Annotated in this window: 18 protein-coding genes; 12 read left to right on the top strand and 6 right to left on the bottom strand. The window is 61.0% G+C overall.

Features of this window, described 5'->3' with window-relative positions:
• Positions 1-48: 48 nt before the first annotated feature.
• The 6 genes from BN5935_RS00760 to BN5935_RS00735 are packed head-to-tail and all read left to right on the top strand — an operon-like array spanning position 49 to position 9,805.
• Complete coding sequence (locus BN5935_RS00760; RefSeq protein ID WP_064974398.1) at positions 49-1,218, top strand: HEAT repeat domain-containing protein; 1,170 nt, start codon at positions 49-51, stop codon at positions 1,216-1,218.
• A complete protein-coding gene (locus BN5935_RS00755; protein ID WP_064974397.1) occupies positions 1,215-2,693 on the top strand; it encodes a glycosyltransferase family 2 protein in 1,479 nt (492 codons plus the stop codon). Before BN5935_RS00760 ends, BN5935_RS00755 begins: the two co-directional genes overlap by 4 nt.
• Positions 2,694-2,717: 24 nt before the next feature.
• On the top strand, positions 2,718-5,579 hold the full coding sequence (locus BN5935_RS00750) for a tetratricopeptide repeat protein (RefSeq protein WP_064974396.1): 2,862 nt from the start codon (positions 2,718-2,720) through the stop codon (positions 5,577-5,579).
• The gene (locus BN5935_RS00745; RefSeq protein WP_064974395.1) at positions 5,554-7,704 is read left to right on the top strand and encodes a DUF4838 domain-containing protein; all 2,151 of its coding nucleotides are present in this window, start codon (positions 5,554-5,556) and stop codon (positions 7,702-7,704) included. The genes BN5935_RS00750 and BN5935_RS00745 overlap by 26 nt, the downstream gene beginning before the upstream one ends.
• 3 nt (positions 7,705-7,707) lie before the next feature.
• The gene (locus BN5935_RS00740) at positions 7,708-8,226 is read left to right on the top strand and encodes a DUF1573 domain-containing protein (protein WP_064974394.1); all 519 of its coding nucleotides are present in this window, start codon (positions 7,708-7,710) and stop codon (positions 8,224-8,226) included.
• The gene (locus BN5935_RS00735) at positions 8,213-9,805 is read left to right on the top strand and encodes a CotH kinase family protein (protein ID WP_064974393.1); all 1,593 of its coding nucleotides are present in this window, start codon (positions 8,213-8,215) and stop codon (positions 9,803-9,805) included. Before BN5935_RS00740 ends, BN5935_RS00735 begins: the two co-directional genes overlap by 14 nt.
• 6 nt (positions 9,806-9,811) lie before the next feature.
• Here BN5935_RS00735 and BN5935_RS00730 read toward each other — a convergent pair whose 3' ends face one another.
• On the bottom strand, positions 9,812-10,369 hold the full coding sequence (locus BN5935_RS00730) for an NUDIX hydrolase (protein WP_064974392.1): 558 nt from the start codon (positions 10,367-10,369) through the stop codon (positions 9,812-9,814).
• 246 nt (positions 10,370-10,615) lie between these two features.
• On the opposite strand from BN5935_RS00730, the gene BN5935_RS00725 reads away from it, so the two are divergent.
• Together BN5935_RS00725 and BN5935_RS00720 are read left to right on the top strand one after the other, a co-directional pair.
• Complete coding sequence (locus BN5935_RS00725; protein ID WP_064974391.1) at positions 10,616-11,902, top strand: L-cysteine desulfidase family protein; 1,287 nt, start codon at positions 10,616-10,618, stop codon at positions 11,900-11,902.
• Positions 11,896-13,173 carry a histidine-type phosphatase gene (locus BN5935_RS00720; protein ID WP_082943972.1) on the top strand — a complete coding sequence of 426 codons (1,278 nt, stop codon included), beginning with the start codon at positions 11,896-11,898 and terminating at the stop codon, positions 13,171-13,173. The genes BN5935_RS00725 and BN5935_RS00720 overlap by 7 nt, the downstream gene beginning before the upstream one ends.
• A gap of 73 nt (positions 13,174-13,246) precedes the next feature.
• On the opposite strand, the gene BN5935_RS00715 is transcribed toward BN5935_RS00720, so the two are convergent.
• The 4 genes from BN5935_RS00715 to pepE all read right to left on the bottom strand — a co-directional run bounded on the left by BN5935_RS00715 (position 13,247) and on the right by pepE (position 16,520).
• On the bottom strand, positions 13,247-14,473 hold the full coding sequence (locus BN5935_RS00715) for a 3-deoxy-D-manno-octulosonic acid transferase (RefSeq protein ID WP_064974389.1): 1,227 nt from the start codon (positions 14,471-14,473) through the stop codon (positions 13,247-13,249).
• Positions 14,474-14,595: 122 nt separating this feature from the next.
• Complete coding sequence (locus tag BN5935_RS00710; protein ID WP_064974388.1) at positions 14,596-14,961, bottom strand: YraN family protein; 366 nt, start codon at positions 14,959-14,961, stop codon at positions 14,596-14,598.
• Positions 14,961-15,803 (bottom strand): prephenate dehydrogenase, encoded by an 843-nt coding sequence (locus BN5935_RS00705; RefSeq protein WP_064974387.1) that lies wholly within the window; start codon positions 15,801-15,803, stop codon positions 14,961-14,963. Before BN5935_RS00705 ends, BN5935_RS00710 begins: the two co-directional genes overlap by 1 nt.
• 15 nt (positions 15,804-15,818) lie before the next feature.
• A complete protein-coding gene (gene pepE / locus BN5935_RS00700; protein WP_064974386.1) occupies positions 15,819-16,520 on the bottom strand; it encodes a dipeptidase PepE in 702 nt (233 codons plus the stop codon).
• 178 nt (positions 16,521-16,698) lie between these two features.
• Between pepE and BN5935_RS00695 the strand changes: the two genes are divergently transcribed.
• From BN5935_RS00695 to BN5935_RS00680, 4 genes are read left to right on the top strand one after another with little or no spacing between them, the layout of a single operon-like run.
• Positions 16,699-16,935: an acyl carrier protein gene (locus BN5935_RS00695; RefSeq protein ID WP_010265895.1), complete on the top strand. Its 237-nt coding sequence runs from the start codon at positions 16,699-16,701 to the stop codon at positions 16,933-16,935.
• 46 nt (positions 16,936-16,981) lie between these two features.
• Entirely contained in the window at positions 16,982-18,229 is a 1,248-nt protein-coding gene (gene fabF / locus BN5935_RS00690; protein WP_064974385.1) for a beta-ketoacyl-ACP synthase II, read from the top strand.
• A gap of 19 nt (positions 18,230-18,248) precedes the next feature.
• Positions 18,249-19,025, top strand: coding sequence for a ribonuclease III (gene rnc / locus BN5935_RS00685; RefSeq protein ID WP_394330944.1), 777 nt, complete (start codon positions 18,249-18,251; stop codon positions 19,023-19,025).
• Positions 19,022-19,657 (top strand): JAB domain-containing protein, encoded by a 636-nt coding sequence (locus tag BN5935_RS00680; RefSeq protein ID WP_235820964.1) that lies wholly within the window; start codon positions 19,022-19,024, stop codon positions 19,655-19,657. Before rnc ends, BN5935_RS00680 begins: the two co-directional genes overlap by 4 nt.
• A 74-nt stretch (positions 19,658-19,731) precedes the next feature.
• Here the strand turns inward: BN5935_RS00680 and BN5935_RS15445 are convergent, their stop codons facing one another.
• The gene (locus BN5935_RS15445; protein WP_235820963.1) at positions 19,732-20,916 is read right to left on the bottom strand and encodes a BACON domain-containing protein; all 1,185 of its coding nucleotides are present in this window, start codon (positions 20,914-20,916) and stop codon (positions 19,732-19,734) included.
• Between the last annotated feature and the right edge of the window lie 4 nt (positions 20,917-20,920).

Genomic DNA, 20,920 nt, shown 5'->3' with positions numbered 1-20,920 from the left:
CCTGTCAAAGTGCAATAACGCCTCAAAGGTTCATAACAACGTGCGTGTATGGATGAAATACTGTCCGGGTTTGATTACCTGACGTATTATTTCTACCTGCTGTATTATAAATTCATCGGCTACCCGATCGTGGTCCGGATTTGTATCGCAGTCGTAACGTTATGTGTCGTCTTTTATCTGTTCCTCGCCCTCTACCTCGCTTACGGAATCTACCGCCGCCAGCGGGAGAAAAAGTCCTTCCAGCGCATTTACGACCGTTTCTACGAACCTCTGAAAGAGGTGCTGGGCGACCGCGAGAACCATCCCGTCGACGAGATCGCGCACAAGGTGCGCCACGATGTGAAGAAGAGCCTCAAACATCAGGAGATGCGTTTTCTGGTGCAGGTGCTCATCAAGATCAAGAGCGAGCTGGGCGAGAAGGTCAACAACTACAACATGCAGAACGTGCAGGGCGTGTTCAAGGTCGGCAGTTTCTTCGAACGCGAGATCCAGTTCGGGCGTCCCCGCCGCAAAATTCAGGCGCTGCTGTCGATCCAGTCGGTCAACGGATATGTCTCGGAGGCCGTGTTGGTGCGTTTCCTCTACAACCGCCGCCTCGAACTGCGCAACGCCGCGCGTTTCGCCTACATGTGGCTGAGCCAGAGCAACCCGTTCCGGTTCTTCGACGAGGACATCACGATGAAGCTCAGCCGCTGGAACATGGCCGAGATACACATGATCCTGATGCACCGTCAGAAAATGGGATTTGTCGTCCCGAGTTTCCTCAAGTGGGTCAACAGTTCGGTCGAGGACAACGTGAAGGCGTTCTTCGTGAGCGAAATCAAGCTTTTCGACCAGCGGGACAACTGCCCGCCGCTGCTGGAGATGATCAATACCAAAACATGGACGCTGCGCAACGAGATCGTGCGCACGCTGGGCGGCATGGATTACATCGAGGCGGAGCCCAAACTGGTCGAGATTTACGACGTGCAGCCCGAATACATCAAACAGAATATCCTGACGGCTGTGGCCGGACTGCACAGCGGGCGGGGACTGGGGTTCCTGCACGAAGCCTTTGAGCGCGCCGACGATCAGGCCACGAAGCTCCGGGCCCTGACCTACATCCGCGATTACGGCGAGCCGGGGCGCGAGCTTTTCGAACAGCTCGACGCCATGGCCACCGGGCATGCGGCGCAGCTTTTCGCCCATGTCAAACACCCCTTAACCAACCGGGCATGAAAGAGATAGTGTTCGATTTCTTCAACTATTTCGTATTCTTCTATACGAGCCTGCTGGCGATCAGCTTCATCGTCATGATGTTCCTTTCGTTCGCCTCGCTGAAGCTGCGCAAGAGCTACTACGACGACAACTATGTGCGCAGGGTGCTGAGCGAGTCGCCCTATACGCCGGGCGTCTCGGTGATCGCCCCGGCCTACAACGAGGAGAAGACCATCATCGACAATGTCGATTCGATGCTCGGACTGGACTACCCGATCTTCGAGGTGGTCATCGTCAACGACGGCAGCAAGGACTCGACGCTCGACAAGCTGATCGAGCACTACGAGCTGGTCGAGGTGCCGTTCGCCTACATCGAGCGCATCAAGACCCAGCCTTTCCGCCGCGTGCTCAAGTCGACGAATCCCGAGTACCACCGGCTGATCGTCGTCGACAAGGAGAACGGCGGTACGAAGGCCGACGCTTCGAATGCTGGCATCAACGCCGCGCAGTATCCCTATTTCATCTGCACCGACGTGGACTGCATCCTGCGCCGCGACGCTCTCTACCGCTGCATCTGGCCCGTGCTGTCGTCGTCGAAGCATGTGATCGCCGTGAGCGGCACGATGCGTATGGCCAACGGCTGCCGGATCAAGGACGGACAGGTGGTCGAGGTGCGGCCGCCCCATACGCCGATCCCGCTGTTCCAGAATCTGGAGTACATGCGTTCGTATCTGGTGGGCAAGATGGGGTGGTCGGCGATCAACGCCATGCCCAACGTCTCGGGCGGTTTCGGGCTGTTCGACCGCCAGATAGCCATCGCTGCGGGCGGTTACGACCCGATGTCGTTCGCCGAGGACATGGACCTGCTGGCCCGCATGGTGGGGTATATGTGCGACTTCTCGCGCCCCTACAAGGTCGTGCAGGTCCCCGAGACCTGCTGCTGGACCGAGGGGCCTCCGAACCTCGTGGTGCTCTACCGCCAGCGCACACGCTGGGGCCGCGGGCTGTTTCAGGCGCTGATGATCCACCGCAAGATGATCTTCAACAAGACCTACAGGCAGACGGGGCTCCTCACGCTGCCCTACATGGTTATCTTCGAGTTTCTCGCCCCGATCATCGAGTTCACGGGGCTCGTCGTCTTCCTCTTTCTGGCCCTGACCGGGGCCGTCAACTGGCACACGATGTGGGTGATCTTTCTGGCCATTTACCTCTTCTGCCAGTTCCTCTCGCTGGTGGTCGTCGCCTACGACTACTATTTGGGCACGCTCTACCGGCGGGGTTACGAATATATCTGGATCATCGCCGCCTCCATCCTCGAACCGTTCATCTACCACCCGATAATCACCTTCTGTTCCCTGAAAGGCTATCTGAACCACCTGATGTCCCGCGAGTACAAGTGGGGCAAGATGACCCGCAAGGGGTTCAGCCAGCGGGACGGCGGCGTGGCGGTCGAGGGAGCGCAGGGACCCCCCCCCGGCGGGCAGGGACCACAGTAATCATACTTAACGGCACAGAGCAGCATGAAGAATCCGATACGATATCCGGGCAGAGCCTTACTTGCGGTCAGCATCCTTTTGCTGTCGCTGGCGCCCCTGAGCGCCGCGGCGAAAGTCACGACGCCGGAGGAGTATACCGAGCAGGTGAGGGCCCATTTCGCCGCAGAGGAGTGGGAGGAGGGCAAGCGGCTGCTCGACGAGGCGCTGGAGAAATACCCGCTCGCTTCGTACCTCCAGTATCTGGCGGGGCGCTACTGGTTTCACGAGGAGGACTACGACAAATCGCGCTACCACCTGCTCAAGGCCGTGGACATCAATTACGACAACGTCGATGCCAAGCAACTGCTGGTCGATGTCGAGGACATCACGCAGAACTACTCCAGCGCCATCTGCTTCGTCAACGAACTGCTGGAGGTTCAGCCCTACTGGCGGGGCCTGTGGCGGCGTAAGATCGACCTCTACCGCAAGCAGGGCAACAACGTCGAGGCCGACCGCCTCCTGAAGCGCATCAACCAGATTTACCCGCAGGACACCGTGCTGCACAAGGATCTGGTCTACTCGATGGAGCTGAACTACCAGCGGCAGAAGCGCAGCGGCGAACGCAAGCAGGCCATTGCGATCCTCGAGGAACTGCTGAAAACGGTTCCCGACAACGAACAGTATTACCTCGACATCATCAACCTGCACTTGCAGGAGGGCGATCAGGAGCAGGCGCTGGCGTGGACCTCGCGCGGACTGGCCGCCCTGCCGGGCAGCGTCACGCTGGTCTACAAGAAAGTGGGCATCCTGAGCGAGATGGGCCGCCATCCCGAGGCGATGGCCTTCATGCGCGACCGGATGCGCCGCGGCGGGAACCCCGAACTGCGCCGCCTTTACAATACGCTGACGCTGGACGCTGCGCGCGCCGAACGCCAGCGGGACCCCTATGTGCTCTACGGCATGGCTTTCGAGAGCGGCGACCACAGCCGCGAAGTGCTCGACTACCTGCTCAATACGGCTCTGATGCGGGGTTACGACGACGATGCGCTCCTCTACCTGCGTGAGATGAAACGCTATTACGGCGAGGAGAAGTCGGTGCTCTATAAGGAATACCTCGTCTACCGCAACCGGGGCGACGACCAGCGGGCCTTCAACCTGCTGATGAAGCTCAACGAACGCTGGCCCGGCGACGAAGAGGTCGTCGACGCGCTGTGCCGCGAACAACTGCTGCGCACCAACCGTCTGATGGAGCAGGAGCTCTACGCCGAGGCGATGGCGTGTGCGCAGTTCGTCGTCCGGCAGCAGGCCGACGACGAGACGCTGCGCGCGGGGTGGGAGAAGATCTTCGCCTGCCGCGTCCTGATGAAGCGTTACGAGGAGGCATTGGGGACGCTCGACACGCTCGCACGCCGTTTCCCCGACACCGGAAACCTGATCGGCAAACGGGCCCTCGTGCTCGACCGGATGGGACGTTCGTCGGAGGCGATGCACCTCTATCTGGGTGCCATCGACCATGCCGATCCCCGGATGCGCGATTTCTATGTGGCCGGCTATGCCGACATCGCCATTCCCTACATCAAGCAGTGCCTCGAGGCCGGGGCCACGGCCCACGCCTTCGCCGAGGCCGACATGCTGTTGCAGATCGACCCCGACAACGATTTGGCGCTGCGCTATGCGATCAACTCCGCCGGACAGTTGGGCCGCAATGAGGTCTTCCGCGAATACACCGACCGCGGACTGGCCCGCTATCCCCGCGAACCGTTCTATCTGGCCAAGAAAGCCGCCTCGCTCGATGCCGACGGGGAATACCGGGCTTCGATCGACATGCTCCGTCCCGTGCTGTGGGACTATCCGGGCAACCGCGAGCTGGCCGGGGCGCTGGCCCAGAGCAGCGAATACGAGGCGCTGGAGCTGACCCGCCGGGGACGTTCCGACGAGGCGCTGGCGGTGCTCGACACGGCGCTTTACTACGACAGCCGCAACAAGTCGCTGCTCTATGCCAAGGGGCTGGCCTACGAGAAGAAAAAGGAGTACGGACTGGCGTACTACTACCAGAAATACTACGAGCCGTCGGCCACCGAGATTTACAGCTTCAACCGCCATCTCATGGGGCTGCGCTACGGCATGCTCCGCAACCGGATCGGGCTGGAGTACCTGCAGTCGCGCTACGGCGACGACTATGCCATCCAGTCGGTGGCCGCGCTGGAGTACATGCGGCGGCAGCCGAAGAACGACTACACGGCACGCATCAACTACGCGGGCCGCAACGGCGAGCGCGACGAGGACATCAATGCCAACGCCACCTCGATCGAGGGCGGCGGCGTGGGCATCCAGTTGCAGGGCGAGTGGGCGCACCGTTTTCCGCGCGACTGGCAGACGATGGTCAACTTCGCTTGGGCCGACCGCTATTTCCCGAAGTGGATGGCCAACGCCTCGGTGACCAAATTCTTCCGGCGGGACTGGGAGGCGGAGGTTCGCGGCGGCTACCGCCGGCTCGACGGCCGCGACCTGTGGTCGGTGGGCCCGGGCGTGGCGAAATTCATCGGCCCGGTGTGGCTCAACGCCAAGTGCGACTTCTTCGTCATCGATTCGAAATTCTACTATAACGCTATGGGGCAGGTGCGCTATTACCCCGTGGACGACGGACGCTCCTACATCGTGGGCATGGCGGGCGTGGGTTCCGCGCCGGAGCTTTCGGTGCTGGACCGGGCGCTGCCGGGCACTTTCGACCATGCCAACACGATGGTGGGCATGGGCGGGCAGTATATGTTCACGCCCCACGTCACGATCGGTCTGCTGGGCACATGGTACACCTACTACACCGAGAAAATCATGGGTTACGATACGGTCCTGACCCGTTACCGGAACATGTATAACATCTATGTGCAGTTGTATATCTCGTTTTAAACGGCTGGCGCTCGTCGCCTCCGCGGCCCTGTGCTGTTCGTTCGAGGGGGTCGGATGCGCTTCCGCGGGCGTGTCGCCCGCGGCGTGCGACGGGTATGCGGTGCTGCCGGCGGATGACCTCTCGCGCGAGGACCTCCGCTGGTCGGAGTACCTCTACGACCACCTGTGGCGGCGTGCCGGGGGCGGGGAGCGGACGGTCGGCCGGGAGGAGGGTGCGAAGCTGTTTACCCTCACGGTCGGCGTGGATACGCTTCTCCGGGCCGATTTCAGCGTCAAACGCTTTCGCCGGGGCGTACGCCTCACGGCGCGCGACGGACGGCGGATGCTGTGGCTGCAATACCAGTTGATGAAATCGCTTGCGGGCGAGGACCCGCGCATAGAGGCTTCGGACCTGCCTCCCGCGACCGTCGGGCTGCGCGATACCAGCGGTCGTTTCGCATTCGGCTTCCGGGGGCTTTACACCCCGGCGGCGCACGACGCCGACCATGCGGGTATTCTCGCGGCGGACGATGCGGAGACCGGCTGGGGGCTCTGGGGCCACCAGTTGGAAAGGGTGCTGGCCGACGGTCCCGAAGAGGTCTATGCCCTGATCGACGGGGAGCGTTACGATGGTCAGTTCTGCTTCTCGGCCGACGAGACCTACCGCCGCATCGAGGAGTACATCACCGACAATTTCGGGGAGGGCGACACCGCCGCGCTGCGGTTCGTGGTCGCACCGACCGACGATGATGCCATTTGCAGTTGTGCGGCCTGCACTGCCGTGGGCAACACGGCCAAAAGCGCGACGCCCGCCGTGGTGAAGCTGCTCACGCGGCTGGCCGGGCGTTTTCCGCACCATACGTTCTTTACGCTGGGCTATCTCTCGACGCTGGAGCCGCCTCCCGTGGCGATGCCCGCCAACGCAGGGGTGATCGTCAGCGCCATGGACCTGCCCTTTGGGGCCGATGCCTTCAAATCGGCGCGGGGAAAGAAATTCGCCGGGCGCCTCGACCGCTGGAAGAACGTCGCCGGCGAGGTTTATATCTGGGACTACATCCAGAATTTCGACGACTACCTCACGCCTTTCCCCGTGCTGGAACTGACGGCCCGGCGGCTGCGGTTCTACCGCGACCGGGGTGTCGGGGGTGTGTTCCTGAACGGCAGCGGGTGCGATTATGTGCCTTTCGACGATATGCGGACCTATGTGCTTTCGGCGTTGATGCTCGATCCCGGGCAGTCGCTCGAGGCGTTGATGCGCCGTTATTTTGCCGAGAACTATCCCCGTTCGGGCGAACTGCTGGCCGGCTTCTGCGCCGATGCCGAACGCCGTGCCGCCGCATCGAAACGGCCGTTGAACCTCTACGGCAGCATTCGCTCCGCCGAGGAGGAGTGGCTGGATGCCGGGGATTTCGTGCGTTTTTACGAGGCGTTGGAGGCGGTGCTTCCGACGACGAAGGATGCCGAGCGGAGGAGCCTTCACCGGCTGCTCACAGCGTTGAGCTATACGCGCCTCGAGATCGCCCGCAATCATGCTGCGGAGGCTTGCGGATTTGCCGTGAATAAGGATGGCCGTCTGCGTGTGAACCCTTCGGTCGAGCGATGGCTTGCGGCGCTGGATACCCATGCGGACTTTCCGGAAATGGAACACATCAACGAGTCGGGGCTCCTGCCGGGCGACTACCTCGCCCAGTGGCGCGGACGCCTGCTTCCCGGGACCGGGGTGCGCAACCTGCTGCTCGGGGTGAAGCCCGAGATCGTGTCGAAACCCGACGAGGAGTACAAAGACCCCGGGGTGCTGACCGACGGGGTGCGCGGACTGCCGCTGGGCTACCACTACGGCTGGCACATCAGCTCCGGGGACCTCGAAGTGGCGTTCCCGGCGGGGTATGGGGCAGATGCACGGCGTTTCGAAATGTCGTTCCTCGAACTGCCGCGCCACCGCCTGCGGGCACCGCGCGCGGTCGAGATTTACAAGGACGGCGCGCTGTACCGGAGTTTCGTCCCGGCGCCGGATGCCGAAGGCCGCGTCTTCACGGCTTCGGGGCCGGTGGACCTCGCGGGTGCGAAGCGCATTTCCGTCCGGGCGGTGCGTCCCGACGGTAAGCGGGTGCAGTTGGCCGCCGATGAAATTTATCTAATACCCTAAACCATGCGGAAAAGCGGATTCATATGCGTTGCGTTGCTGGCCCTGACGGTTTCGGCCGTTTCATGCAGCAAGCGGGTGGCCCCGACGAGCGTCGAGGTCACGGACCCCGTACGCCACTATTTCCCGATCTTGCAGGGACAGACGCTCGAACTGATGTTCGAGGTGAAGAATGCGGGCGACAACCCGTTGGTCATCACCGAAATACAGACCTCGTGCGGGTGTCTCGTCGCCGACCGCAAGTCGCACATCATCGTGCCGCCCGAGCGAAGCCAGTTCATCCGCCTGAAATACGACAGCAACAAGAACGTCGGGGCGGTGGAGCATACCATCTGGGTCTACGGCAACATCCTGCCCGCCGGGGTGGTGAAATTGAAATTCGATGTCAACGTCGTCCCCGACGCCGGCTATACGCGCGATTACGAGGAGCTTTACCGCGAGTTCGGGCTCAAGAACGGCCTCGTGCAGCGCATGGTGGACGGCCGGGAGACGGAAAAGAATTATTATACCGATGAAGAAGAATAGTTTTCTCGACAGGCGGTTCGGGGCGCTGCTGAAAGGTCTCGCGGTCGTATTGGCGGGTTGTCTGACAGCCGCCTGCTCCAAGGACGAGGGGCCGGGCAAGCCGCTCGGGATTACGCTTCAGGAGCAGACGCTCGAACTGGAGCGCAGCGAGACGGGATGCCTGCGTTTCACCTTCTCGTCGTGGAATTCCCATTGGAGCCTTGTGCGGGCGGAGCTGGTCGCTGAAGCGGGCGGGGGTATCGTCTCGGGGTGTACGGTGGCGGGCTGGGGAGGCCCTGTAAACGGTGTTTTCTCGGTCTATATCACCGCTCCGGATACCTTCGGGGCTTTCGACGAGCAGGTGTGCCTCTCGGTCGATGTCAGCGGGCAGCGGATGCTCTCCGAGCCTTTCACGCTCCGGAGCGCCGCGGCGGTGAACACCGAACTGCCCGTGGTGTATGTGACGGCGACGGAGCCCGTCGTGGACACCTACAACTGGATAGCCGGGCTGATCCGCATCGAGGGCAACGGCGGTTTCGACGACCTGCCGGAGATGTCGACCGAGGTCAAGGGCCGCGGCAATTCGACATGGGGATGGGAAAAGAAACCCTATGCGCTGAAACTCGCGAAGAAAACCGCGATTCTGGGTATGCCCAGACACAAACGCTGGTGCCTGATCGCCAACTACATGGACCGGACGCTGCTGCGCAACCGCGTGGCGCACTACATCGCTTCGCGGACCTCGCTGCAATGGACCCCGCGCACCTGTTTCGCGGAGGTCTACTACCGGGAGTCTGTCAATGCCGATTTCGAATATCTGGGCAACTACCTCATCGTCGAGCAGATCAAGATCGACGAGAACCGTCTCAATATCGACGAGCTGACCACCCTCGACAACGAGGGCGATGCCCTGACGGGCGGTTATCTGCTGGAGATGGATTCCTATTATGACGAGATGAACAAGTTCCGCTCTGTTTACTCCGACATGCCGGTCAATATCAAGTCGCCCGACGAGTCGATCACCGACCGGCAGTTCCAGTATATCCGGACCTATTTCAACGAGGCCGACAACCTGCTGTTCGACAAGGATTACCGCGATCCGTCGGCGATGTTCGACATCACGTCGTTCATGGACTACTGGATCGTCAACGAACTGATGGGCAATCAGGAAATCAAGCATCCCAAGAGTTTCTACGTCCACAAACCCCGTCTGGGCAAGCTCACGGCGGGGCCCGTCTGGGATTTCGACTACGGCACGCTGACGCTGGCCGACGCCGAGCGGTGGATGGTCCGGGAGACGAGCATGTGGTATGCGCGGATGTTCCAGAGCCGGGCGATCCGCCGGCAGGCGCGCGAACGCTGGGAGGCGCTCTATCCCTTCCTCGTGACCGTTCCCGACTACATCGCTGCGCAGCGCGACTACATTTCGGATTCGGCGCGGCGCAATTTCGACCTCTGGCCCGAGATCAACCTGCCCCACGAGGAGGTCGTGATGCCCAACGGCGACGAACTGCTCTCGTTCGACGAGGCCGTCGACCGCCTGATAGCCAGCTACCGGATGCGTCTGGCGTGGCTCGACGCCCAGATCCGGAGCTGGTAAGGGCTTCTATTCCCCGTTTTCACAGAAATAACGCCACAGCGGCGCGGCCATCAGGGACTGCCGGATACGGTCGGTGCGGAGCAGTTCCAGCACCTCTGCGCGTGTCAGAAGATGCACGCGCAGGTCCTCCGTCGGGTCGAGGTGCTGTTCGCCGATCTTCTCGACCCCCGTGGCGAGGAAGCAGTGGGTGAGGTTGTTGTGCGTGGCGGGGTTGGCCGACACGGTCATGAGCAGCCGCCATTCGCCGCCGCCGTAGCCCGTCTCCTCGGCCAATTCGCGCTGTGCCGCGGCGAGCATCGACCCGTCGGAGGGTTCCGACACCCCGGCGGGCGTCTCGTAGCAGGTCTCCCCGAGCCCGTGGCGGTATTGGTCGACGAAGACGAAACGCCCGTCGCGCGTGATGGCGATGACGTTGATCCAGTCGGGGTATTCGAGGACGTAATAGTCGGGGATGCGGCGTCCGTCGGGCAGTTCGAGGCTCTCGTGGCGAACCGTGAACCACGGCTTGCGGGCGAGGTATTCGCTCGTGAGGACTTTCCACTTGCGGGTTTTCAGATTTTCCATGGCTTTGGCTTGTTGGCTGTCGGCAAAAATAGTAAAAAATTGCGATCTTTGCGGAGGATACACCTCCGCTTAGATAGGCGGCACCTCGGCAAAGTCAAATAAATTTGCCTCTGCCCTCGGTTTGCACTATCTTTGGGGTCGTAACGACCCTTTTATCAGTCGGAATGTTTTGCCGTACTGCCCGCAATTTAGTTTTGTCCTCGTTCGACTTTTTCGTATCTTTGTCCTATCCTAAGAACAACCGCCATGCTATCTTCATCCGAACGTCGCAGAATCATCGACCTCATCAACCGCGAAGTGGTGCCCGCCATCGGGTGCACCGAACCGATCGCCGTGGCGCTGTGCACGGCGCGCGCCGCGGAGACGCTGGGCGCGGAACCCGAAAAGATCACGGTGCGCCTGAGCGCCAACATCCTCAAGAACGCCATGGGCGTCGGGATTCCCGGGACGGGGATGATCGGACTGCCGATCGCCGTGGCCCTCGGGGCGCTGGTCGGCCGTTCGGAGTATCAGTTGGAGGTGCTGCGCGACGTGACCCCGGAGGCCGTGGAACGCGGCCGGGAGATGATCGACCGGCGGTGTATCTCGATCGGACTGAAAGAGGGCATCTGCGAGAAACTCTACATCGAGGCGGAGGTCGAAGCGGCCGGACATCGGGCCGTGGCGGTCATTGCCGGCGGGCATACGGATTTCGTCTTCGTGAACCGCGACGGCGAGACGCTGTTGGACAAGCGGACCCCGGCGGAGTGTGACGAAGAGGAGGGGGAGGTGCCCCTGACCCTCGGCCGGGTGTGGGAGTTTGCCACGGAGTCGCCCGTGGACGAACTGCGCTTCATCCTCGAGACCCGCCGTCTGAACATGGCCGCCGCCGAGCGGTCGTTCGCGGGGGAGTACGGTCACTGCGTGGGTCGCACGCTGCGTTGTGACCGCGAACGGAAGGTGATGGGCGACAGCATCTTCACACGGATTCTGTCCTATACTTCGGCGGCCTGCGATGCCCGCATGGCGGGGGCGATGATTCCCGTGATGAGCAACTCGGGAAGCGGCAATCAGGGCATCGCCGCGACGCTTCCCGTGGCGGTTTATGCCGACGAAATGCAGGCCACGGAGGAGCAGACGATCCGGGCGCTGGCGCTGAGCCACCTGACGGTGATCTACATCAAGCAGAGCCTCGGGCGGCTGTCGGCCCTGTGCGGGTGCGTGGTGGCCGCGACGGGTTCGAGCTGCGGTATCACCTACCTGATGGGCGGCGGTTACGATCAGGCGGCCGCGGCGGTGAAGAACATGATCGCCAACCTGACGGGCATGATCTGCGACGGCGCCAAGCCCAGTTGCGCGATGAAGCTCACGAGCGGCGTCTCGACGGCCGTGCTCTCGGCGATGATGGCCATGGACGGCCGTTGTGTCAGTTCCGTCGAGGGGATCATCGAGGAGGATGTGGATTGCTGTATCCGCAACCTGACGGCCATCGGCCGCGACGGCATGGACGAGACCGACAGGCTCGTACTCCGGATAATGACCAACAAGTGCTGACTATGAGATACCTTACCCTGAAAACCCGGCTGCTGGCGCTGTTGCTGCTGTCCGGAGCCTGCGCCGCGGCGCAAACCACCCCGGCCGAGATCGCCGCGCTCCCCGAGCGTTCGGCGGGGATTTACCACTCCTACGAATACCTGCCGGGACCTGACGCCCCCGTTCCTGCGGGTTACGAACCCTTTTACATCAGCCATTACGGCCGTCACGGCAGTCGTTACCACGCCTCGAAGAAGACTTACGAACAGCCTTTGGCCGTGCTGCGCCGGGCCGCCGAGGCCGGCAAGCTGACCCCGAAAGGGCAGGAGGTGCTGGCGAAGGCCGAGGCGCTGGCCGAAGATGCCCGCCTGCGTTACGGGGACCTGTCGCCCCGCGGGGCCGCCGAGCACCGGGGCATTGCCGAGCGCATGTATGCGGCTTATCCCGGGGTCTTCTCGACCGACGGCGGCCGCGTGTGCCGCGTCGAGAGCCGTTCGACGCTCGTGCCGCGCTGCATCCTGAGCATGGCGGCTTTCAACGAACGGCTCAAGGAGCTCAATCCGGCGATCTCGACCACCCGTGATGCGAGCGAGCGTTACATCGACTACATGGCCCACGGGCCCTCGATGAATGTCACCTACAAGCAGGCCGGGGCCGTGGGCGACAGCCTCTTCCGTGCCCGCCTGAATCCCGACCGCCTCATGCGGTCGCTGTTTACCGATCCCGGGATCGTCGAAGACCCGCTGGAACTGATGCGCCAGTTGCACATGATGACTGCCATCGTGCAGGATGTCAGCCATCTGGGCATCGAGCCGTTCTACGACATCTTCACCGACGAGGAACTCTACACGCTCTGGGAGTGCGAGAACGTCCGCCGCTACCTGCAGATGGGGCCCTCGAAGCGTTTCGGCGACCCGATTGTCGCCGATGCCAAGCCGCTGCTGCGTAACATCGTCGAGACGGCCGATGAGGTTGTCCGGGGCGAGTCGGACCTCTCCGCCTCGCTGCGCTTCGGGCACGATGTCTATGTCATTCCCCTCGTGGCCCTGCTGGGCATCGACGGAGCTTCGGCCCGTGTGGAGTCGGTCGACGACGTCGCTTCGGCGTGGAGCGTCGAGAAGGTTTCGCCGATGGCCACCAATATTCAGTTCATTTTCTTCCGCAATCCCGCGACGGACGATGTGCGGGTGCGGGTGCTGTTCTGCGAACGCGATGCCCGGCTGCCGATCCCCGGCGGTCCCTACTACCCGTGGGCGGAGCTGAAAAAGTACTGCGAGTCGCTTTACGAATGATCCTCCCGGATCGCTGAAAAAGAAACATGCAGCCTCGCAAGGGGCTGCACGTTTTTTATGGGAGATTGCCGGTTCAGTGGAAGATCGTCTTGACGATGATGTCCGTCGCACCCTGATGGCGCGTGGTGTAGTCCTTGGCGATGCGGCTGGTTTTCTGGAGAAACTCCTCGTTGTCGCGCAGGGGGACGAACCACGCCCGCAGTTGTTCGTAGTCGGCGACCGAGCGGGCTGCGCCGAGCGTCACGAGGTCGCGGGCCTCCTTGAATTTCCGGTAGTTGGGGCCGAAGGCCACCGGAAGGCCGAATGTCGCGGCCTCGAGCGTGTTGTGGATGCCGACGCCGAATCCGCCGCCGATGTAGCTCCATGTGGCGTAGCCGTAGACCGAAGCGAGGATACCCACCGTGTCGAGGATCAGCACCTGCCGCGAACCGTAAGCCGTGCGGGGATTGCACTGCGTGTAGCGCAGGGCGCCGCCTTTGACCTCGGACATCAGGCGTGCGATGCGGCTCTCGTCCATCTCGTGGGGTGCGACGACGAATTTCACGCAGGGATTGTCGTTGATAAGCCGGATCAGCAGCTCTTCGTCGGGCTCCCAAGTGGATCCCGCGACGAACAGCCGGTCGTCGGCCTTGAAGCGGTCGATGATGTCGATGTGCTTGGCCGCGCGGGCGATCTCGGCGACGCGGTCGAAGCGCGTGTCCCCGGCCACCAGCACGTTGTCGAAACCGAGCGTCGCCAGCAGTTTCTTCGACTCCTCGTTCTGCACGAACATCACATCGAACGACTCCAGCGCCTGCCGCCACATGCCGCCGTAGGGGCGGAAAAAGACCGAATTGCGCCGGAAGATGGCCGACACGACATAGGTGCGGACCTTGCGGCGGCGCAGTTCGCGCAGCAGGTTGAGCCAGTATTCGTATTTGACGAAGATTGCGATTTCGGGGCGGGCGGCGTCGAGGAACCGGCGGGCGTTGCGCGGCGTGTCGAGGGGCAGGTAGAAGATGTAGTCAGCGCCTTTGTAGTCCTTGCGGATCTCATAGCCCGAGGGCGAGAAGAAGGTGACGAGGATTTTGTATTCGGGATAGTCCTTGCGAATCCGTTCGATGATGGGACGCCCCTGTTCGAACTCTCCGAGTGACGCAACGTGCACCCAGACGATCCGGGCGGAGGGGTCGATGGCTTCCCGCATGCGCCGGAAAAGGTCTTTACGGCCTTCGATCCAGAGCCGGGCCTTCTGATGACGCGGCGCTACGAGGCGTATGGCCCATACATAGAGAAGCAGACCGAAATTATAGAACCACATCGGTATTTACGGTGTTGAGGTTTTCAAGTTTCTTGCTCCCTGCGCAGTCCGCTTGCGGCCCGGCATCAGGAAGTTCTTTTTTCAGTCCGGCAAAGATAGCATAATTTGTCGGAACTGCAAAATTACCAGTTGTATTCCAGCGCATTTTCGATCAGCTCGACGCGGATTGTCCCGTCGGGAAATGCCTCGGCCGAGGCCAGATCGAACTGTACTTCGCCCTCCCAACCCGTCGTGCGCAGGTAGCAGGCGGCGGCGCGGCTCAGGGCCCGGAATTTCCGTTGCGTAGCGGCAGCCTCGGGTGGCGTGAGCGATCCCGCCCGGCGGGTCTTGACCTCCACGAAGTGCAGGACGCCCTCTTTCAGGGCCACGATGTCCAGCTCGTCGCGGCCCTGCCGCCAGTTGCGGGCGCAGATGTCGTACCCCGCGCGGCGGAGGTATTCGGTCGCGGCCCGCTCGCCGGCCTGTCCCGTCTCGGCCGCGGCGGTCATCAGCGGATGATGCGTTGAATGGTGTTGGCGCGCTCCATGGCGTTTTTCAGCCCCTCGGCGTCGTCGCGTTCGAGCATCCGGCGCATGATCTGCAACTGGTGGATGTGTTCGCGCAGGACATCCAGCACGTTGTATTTGTTTTGCAGCAGGATCGGCACCCACGTCGCCGCGGAGCTCTTGGCCAGACGCACCGTGCTTTCGAAACCGCCGCCCGCCAAGTCGAAGATGTGGCGCTCCTCGCGCTCCTTTTCGAGTACCGTGAGGGCCAGCGCGAACGACGTGACGTGGGAGATGTGCGAAACGTAGGCCGCGTGCAGGTCGTGCTCCTCGGGGTCCATGTAGACCGCCGGGCAGCCCAGCGTGCGGAAAATCCGTTCCACAGCCCCCAGCGCGTCCTTGTCGCTGCGGACGGTGTCACACAGCACGACGCTGCGTCCCGTGAAGGCGCCCCGCTGGGCGGCCTTCGGACCGCTGTATTCCGTACCCCACATCGGGTGTGCGGCGACGAAGCGTCCGCGGTGCGCGTGCATCGAGATCACCTCGCACAACTCGCCCTTGATCGAACCCATGTCCATCACCACCTGCCGGTCGTTCACGCGGTTGAGGGCCTTGACGGCCATCAGCGGGATGGTGTCGACGGGGGTGGCCAGCACCACGAGGTCCGCCTCGGCGATGCCCTCCTCGAAACCGACCATGCGGTCCGCCAGCCCCAGTTGCAGGGCTTCGGCCGCATGTTCTTCGGTGTTTTCAACGCCGAGTATCTCCTCCGCGAGTTCGTGGTCGCGCAGGGCTAGGGCGAACGAACCTCCGATGAGACCCATGCCCGCAATCAGTACTTTCATAACCGATATACCTATTTATAATAAAAAAGAGAGGTCGCCGCCCGGTTCCACCTCGAAGGTCTCCGTGCCTTTGCGGAACATCCGCATCGGGCGTTTGCCGATCAGCTCCAGCTTCCCGTCCTCCAGCCGCAGCATACACCCTTCGCGCAGTCCGGCCACCCAGCGGCGCGGATTGGCCTCGATGTACTCGAGGATGCGCTGTTCGCGCGTCTCGCCCGCGTGTCCCTCGGGATTGGCGTCGAGGTAGTGGGGGTTGATCTGGAACTTCACCGCTCCGATGGCGCCGAACGATTCGGGTTCGACGATGGGCATGTCGTTTGTGGTGCAGATCGTCGGGCAGCAGACGTTGCTGCCGGCGGACCAGCCGACATAGGGAGTTCCGGCCTTGATTTTGCGGAGTATAGCCTTCATCAGCCCCTGCTGCTGCATCTTTTTGGCCAGCGCGAAGGTGTTGCCGCCGCCGACGCAGACAGCCTCGGCCGTGCGGATCAGCGCCGCAGGGTCTTTGGCCCGGTGCACCGAGCGCACGCGGATGCCGAGTTCGGCGAAACGCGCCTGTACCTTCTTCTCGTATTCGGCATAGGAAAAGGTGACCGCGGCGTAGGGCACGAAGACCACTTCGCGCACCCCGTCGAGGAACCGGCCTATCTCGGGCAGGGGATATCGCAGGTATTCCTCGCCGGCATTGGTAGAATTCGAGATCAGAAGCAATTTCATAAGGCTATGGTTTTGAATGTATTAATTAAAATTTTGTGCTAAATGTCGAAAAAGTTGTGAATAAAAAATCACGCCGTTTTGTCAAAAGTAATAAAAAAAGTGTTACTTTTGCGCAAAATTGCTCTGGAAATGCACAAGAACTATTTCCAAATAATTGTTTAACTAAAAAATTAAAATTATGTCAGAAGTTCAATCAAAAGTTGTCGAGATCATCGTCGACAAGCTGGGTGTCAAGGAGTCGGAGGTAGTACCCGAAGCAAGCTTCACCAACCACCTGGGCGCAGACTCGCTCGACACTGTAGAGCTGATCATGGAGTTCGAGAAGGCTTTCGATATCCAGATCCCGGATGAGGACGCTGAGAAGATCGCTACCGTAGGTGACGCTGTCAGCTACATCGAGGAGCACAAGAAATAATTTTTTCTTTTAGAAATCAGTTCACGGCCAACAAAGCCTTAAATTTATGACAGGAAGAAGAGTAGTTGTTACGGGCATCGGTACGATCAACCCGCTCGGTAATAATATAGAGGAGTATTTTTCGAATCTGGAGAAGGGAGTCAGCGGTGCCGCACCGATTACTCATTTCAATGCCGAAAAATTTAAGACCCAATTCGCTTGTGAAGTAAAGAATTACGACCCGGGCCAGTATTTCGACCGCAAGGAGGTTCGCAAATACGACCTGTTCACCCAGTATGCCCTGATCGCGGCCACGCAGGCCGTGGAGGATTCGGCCCTCGATCTCGAGAAGGTCGACAAGGAGCAGGTGGGTGTTATCTGGAGCTCGGGCATCGGAGGAATCAAATCTTTCTTCGATGAATGTCTGGGCTGGGCCGCAGGGGACGGAACCCCTCGGTTTAGCCCATTCTTTATTCCTCGCATGATCTCCGACATCGCAGCCGGTTTCATCTCCATGAAGTACGGCTTCATGGGACCGAACTACTGCACCGTGTCGGCCTGCGCTTCGTCGAACCACGGCATCACGGCCGCTTTCGACGCCATCCGTTACGGCAAGGCCGACATCATGGTCACGGGCGGTTCGGAGGCTGCGGTCAACGAGCCCGCTGTCGGCGGTTTCAACTCCATGCAGGCGCTCTCGACGCGCAACGACGATCCCGCGCATGCTTCGCGCCCCTTCGACAAGGACCGCGACGGCTTCGTGATCGGCGAGGGCGCCGGGGCACTGATCCTCGAGGAGTATGAGCACGCCAAGGCACGCGGCGCGAAGATCTACTGCGAGGTTGTCGGCGGAGGCGCTTCGGCCGACGCCTACCACTTCACGGCTCCCCACCCCGAGGGCAAGGGCGCTATGAAGGCGATGCGCGACGCCATCAAGGACGCCGGCATCAAACCCGAGGATATCGACTATGTGAACGTACACGGAACCTCGACCCCCGCGGGCGACATTCCCGAGCTGAAGGCCGTCGCAGGCGTTCTGGGCGACCACGTTTACAACGTCAACATCTCCTCGACCAAATCGATGACGGGCCACCTGCTGGGTGCCGCCGGAGCCGTAGAGGCCCTGGCCTGCATCTTTGCGATGACGCACGGTGTGGTGCCCCCCACGATCAATTGCGAGAACCTCGACCCCGAGATCGACCAGAAGCTGAACCTCACGCTCAACAAGGCACAGAAACGCGATGTGAAGTGCACGCTGAGCAACACGTTCGGATTCGGCGGTCATAACTCGACGGTCATTTTCCGCAAGCTCTAACCCCCTAACGACCCGTGCCGTGATTGATTTTCTACTGCGTCCGCTGCGGCGGAATTACGGGCGTGACCGGGTGTATTACCGAATTGTCGATGATCTGTTCGGATTCATTCCGCACAACATCGAACTTTACAAGCTGGCTTTGATTCACAAGTCAGCTTCTTTGGTTTTGGAGGACGGCCGGTCGATCAACAACGAGCGTCTGGAATATCTGGGCGACGCGGTGATCGAGGCCGTGACTTCGGACTACCTGTTCATCGAATACCCCGATCAGGACGAGGGATTCATGACCCAGTTGCGGTCGAAGATCGTTTCGCGGCAGTCGCTCAATGCGCTGGCGGTGAAGTTGGGGCTGGATGCCCATGTGATCTCGAACGGCGGGGCCGGCATCGCCCAGAAGCATATCTACGGCGACGCTTTCGAGGCGATGATGGGCGCGGTCTATCTGGATCAGGGTTATGAGTTCGTCAACCGCCTGCTTATCAACAATATCTATCTCCGCTTTCTGGATCTGGAGGAGCTTACCGAGTCGGAAACCGATTTCAAGAGCCGTCTGATCGAGTGGAGCCAGAAGAACCGCCACCGCATCGAGTTTCGCACGGAGCACGACAAGGAGTACGCCTCGAACCACCCGGTCTTCTACTGTACGGTGCTGGTCGACGATATGGAGGTGGGGCACGGTGCCGGGGATTCGAAAAAGGAGGCTGAGCAGCGCGCGTCGTTCTCCGTGTCGCAGTACCTGAGCGACGAGCAGTGCGCTTCGCTGCTGGACAAGGTCGACCGTCTGGAGAGCCGATGAAAAACATCCACGATAAAATGGCCGCACGCGGTGCGGAGGCGCTGGACAATGCCGAGTTGCTGACCCTGCTCACCGAGGACGCTCAGGCGGCCCGGGCGTTGCTGGAGGCTTACGACGGTTCGCCGGCGCGTATCGCCGGGGAGTCCGAAGCCCGCCTGCGTATGGTCGGCGGGCTGGGGCTGAAGCGGGCGCGGTTGCTGCTGGCGGCTGCGGAATTCGGACGCCGCGCGGAGGCGGACCGGGCTGCGGAGGCCGATTTCGTGGCGACGAGCGACGACGTGGTGCGGCTGTTCAGACCGCAGTTGGAACGTCTCGCGCACGAGGAGTGCTGGGTGGTCTACCTCACTTCGTCGAACCGCATCATCGAGCGCCAGCGCGTGAGTCAGGGCGGCGTGACGGGCACGGTGGTCGACCACCGGCTGATCGTCAAACGGGCGCTGGAACTGCTTGCCACCCAGTTGATACTGATTCATAACCATCCTTCGGGAACCCCCGAGGCGAGCGGGCAGGACAGGACGCTGACCGAGCGTGTGGCACGCGCCGCGGCATTGTTCGATATCCGCCTGCTGGATCACCTGATTATCGCCCGCGAGGGGGATTTCTCGTTTCTGCGCGAAGGGTTGATCGGGTAGGACGGCGGAGATAACGATATGTAAACGGCGGACAGTTTCGGTGCTGTCCGCCGTTTTACGCACAGAGCCTGCCGTTATTCCGCGTAGGTGAAGATAGCGTATTCGCGGTTGACGTATTCGCCGTTTCTGTTTTCCAAGTCTATGCGTGAAATGCGATCCTTTGCATCGTAAATGTATGTGTAGGTTGTCGTTTCGCCGTCCCAGCTTGTGATTGACCTGAGGCGCTTGGCGCTGTGTCGGCCCAGAAATCCGAGGGCTAACTCGTCAAAATACTCGATGTGGGTATTTAGCAGCACGGGATCGACCGATGTGTCGGCGAAAGGATTGGCTTCCGTGTCGTAGCTGAATGTAATGCTCAATGGCTTGTAGTCCGGGTCCTCGTCGTGGAAATCGTATTTGATGGCATTGAGGTTTCCGTTCTGCCAAGTGTATGTAAAGGTCCATCGGGAATCCTTCTCACCGGAGGGCGTGGAGAGATGCGAGCCTTCTTCCTTTTGCAGACAACCGTTTGCATCGTATGTATAGGATGTGACCTGCTTTGCGCTCCAACCGTCTCCGGAGTAGGAGTAGGTGCGGCCGGTCCAGTAACCTGTTTTGGCGTCGAGCGTCACGACCTGCGGCGTTTCATTTTGGTCTTTGGGGTCGTAGTAGACATACGAGGCCGTTTTGTCCTGCATGTTGTAGAAAATGGAGTGCCACAATTCGGGCTGGGACGCCGCGTTCGGTTTCTCTTCGTAGCGTTTGAGAAGTCCCCGGCTGGTGTAGGTAAATTCGCCGATAAATTCTATCTCGGGTTTTTGCGGATTGTCGAGATTATACCATTCGATCTTCTGAATGACGTTGAGCTCCGGCGATGGTGTGATCGGGTCTTCGGAACCCTCCTGCGTGACGCTGATCTCGATCTTCGAAGTGCCGCATGTGATGACGATCGTCGCCGAACGGGATTCTTCGGAATCGTTGGGTTCAAGGGTGATTTTCAGCGTGTAGGTTCCCGCTGCGTCGCCGTGGTCGGGCGATACGGAGATCCAGTCGGGGGCTTCGGCGCGGGTCTGGGCGATTGTCGAGGTCCATGCCCCTTCGGTCGTGAAGGTCACGCCCTGAGCCGCCTGCGTGTCGTCGGACCCGGCGGTCTGTTCCAACTGGCGGGTGTCCGGGACCTTGATCTGCCCGAAATCGCCCGAATAATCGTTGTCTTTGTCGCTGCATGACGCGAGCAGCGCGGCGGCCATGAAGGCCATGAAGAATTTTGCTGTTTTCATTTCG

The organism is Alistipes provencensis (assembly GCF_900083545.1).
Taxonomy (GTDB): Bacteria; Bacteroidota; Bacteroidia; order Bacteroidales; family Rikenellaceae; genus Alistipes; species Alistipes provencensis.
This window is presented reverse-complemented; position numbering and strand designations above follow the sequence as displayed.

Excerpts from the sequence above, each read along its gene's own strand:
- BN5935_RS00760 (WP_064974398.1), top strand. The coding sequence starts at position 49 with ATGGATGAAATACTGTCCGGGTTTGATTACCTGACGTATTATTTCTAC.
- BN5935_RS00755 (WP_064974397.1), top strand. The coding sequence starts at position 1,215 with ATGAAAGAGATAGTGTTCGATTTCTTCAACTATTTCGTATTCTTCTAT.
- BN5935_RS00750 (WP_064974396.1), top strand. The coding sequence starts at position 2,718 with ATGAAGAATCCGATACGATATCCGGGCAGAGCCTTACTTGCGGTCAGC.
- BN5935_RS00745 (WP_064974395.1), top strand. The coding sequence starts at position 5,554 with ATGTGCAGTTGTATATCTCGTTTTAAACGGCTGGCGCTCGTCGCCTCC.
- BN5935_RS00740 (WP_064974394.1), top strand. The coding sequence starts at position 7,708 with ATGCGGAAAAGCGGATTCATATGCGTTGCGTTGCTGGCCCTGACGGTT.
- BN5935_RS00735 (WP_064974393.1), top strand. The coding sequence starts at position 8,213 with ATGAAGAAGAATAGTTTTCTCGACAGGCGGTTCGGGGCGCTGCTGAAA.
- BN5935_RS00730 (WP_064974392.1), bottom strand. The coding sequence starts at position 10,369 with ATGGAAAATCTGAAAACCCGCAAGTGGAAAGTCCTCACGAGCGAATAC.
- BN5935_RS00725 (WP_064974391.1), top strand. The coding sequence starts at position 10,616 with ATGCTATCTTCATCCGAACGTCGCAGAATCATCGACCTCATCAACCGC.
- BN5935_RS00715 (WP_064974389.1), bottom strand. The coding sequence starts at position 14,473 with ATGTGGTTCTATAATTTCGGTCTGCTTCTCTATGTATGGGCCATACGC.
- BN5935_RS00710 (WP_064974388.1), bottom strand. The coding sequence starts at position 14,961 with ATGACCGCCGCGGCCGAGACGGGACAGGCCGGCGAGCGGGCCGCGACC.
- BN5935_RS00705 (WP_064974387.1), bottom strand. The coding sequence starts at position 15,803 with ATGAAAGTACTGATTGCGGGCATGGGTCTCATCGGAGGTTCGTTCGCC.
- pepE (WP_064974386.1), bottom strand. The coding sequence starts at position 16,520 with ATGAAATTGCTTCTGATCTCGAATTCTACCAATGCCGGCGAGGAATAC.
- BN5935_RS00695 (WP_010265895.1), top strand. The coding sequence starts at position 16,699 with ATGTCAGAAGTTCAATCAAAAGTTGTCGAGATCATCGTCGACAAGCTG.
- fabF (WP_064974385.1), top strand. The coding sequence starts at position 16,982 with ATGACAGGAAGAAGAGTAGTTGTTACGGGCATCGGTACGATCAACCCG.
- BN5935_RS00680 (WP_235820964.1), top strand. The coding sequence starts at position 19,022 with ATGAAAAACATCCACGATAAAATGGCCGCACGCGGTGCGGAGGCGCTG.
- BN5935_RS15445 (WP_235820963.1), bottom strand. The coding sequence starts at position 20,916 with ATGAAAACAGCAAAATTCTTCATGGCCTTCATGGCCGCCGCGCTGCTC.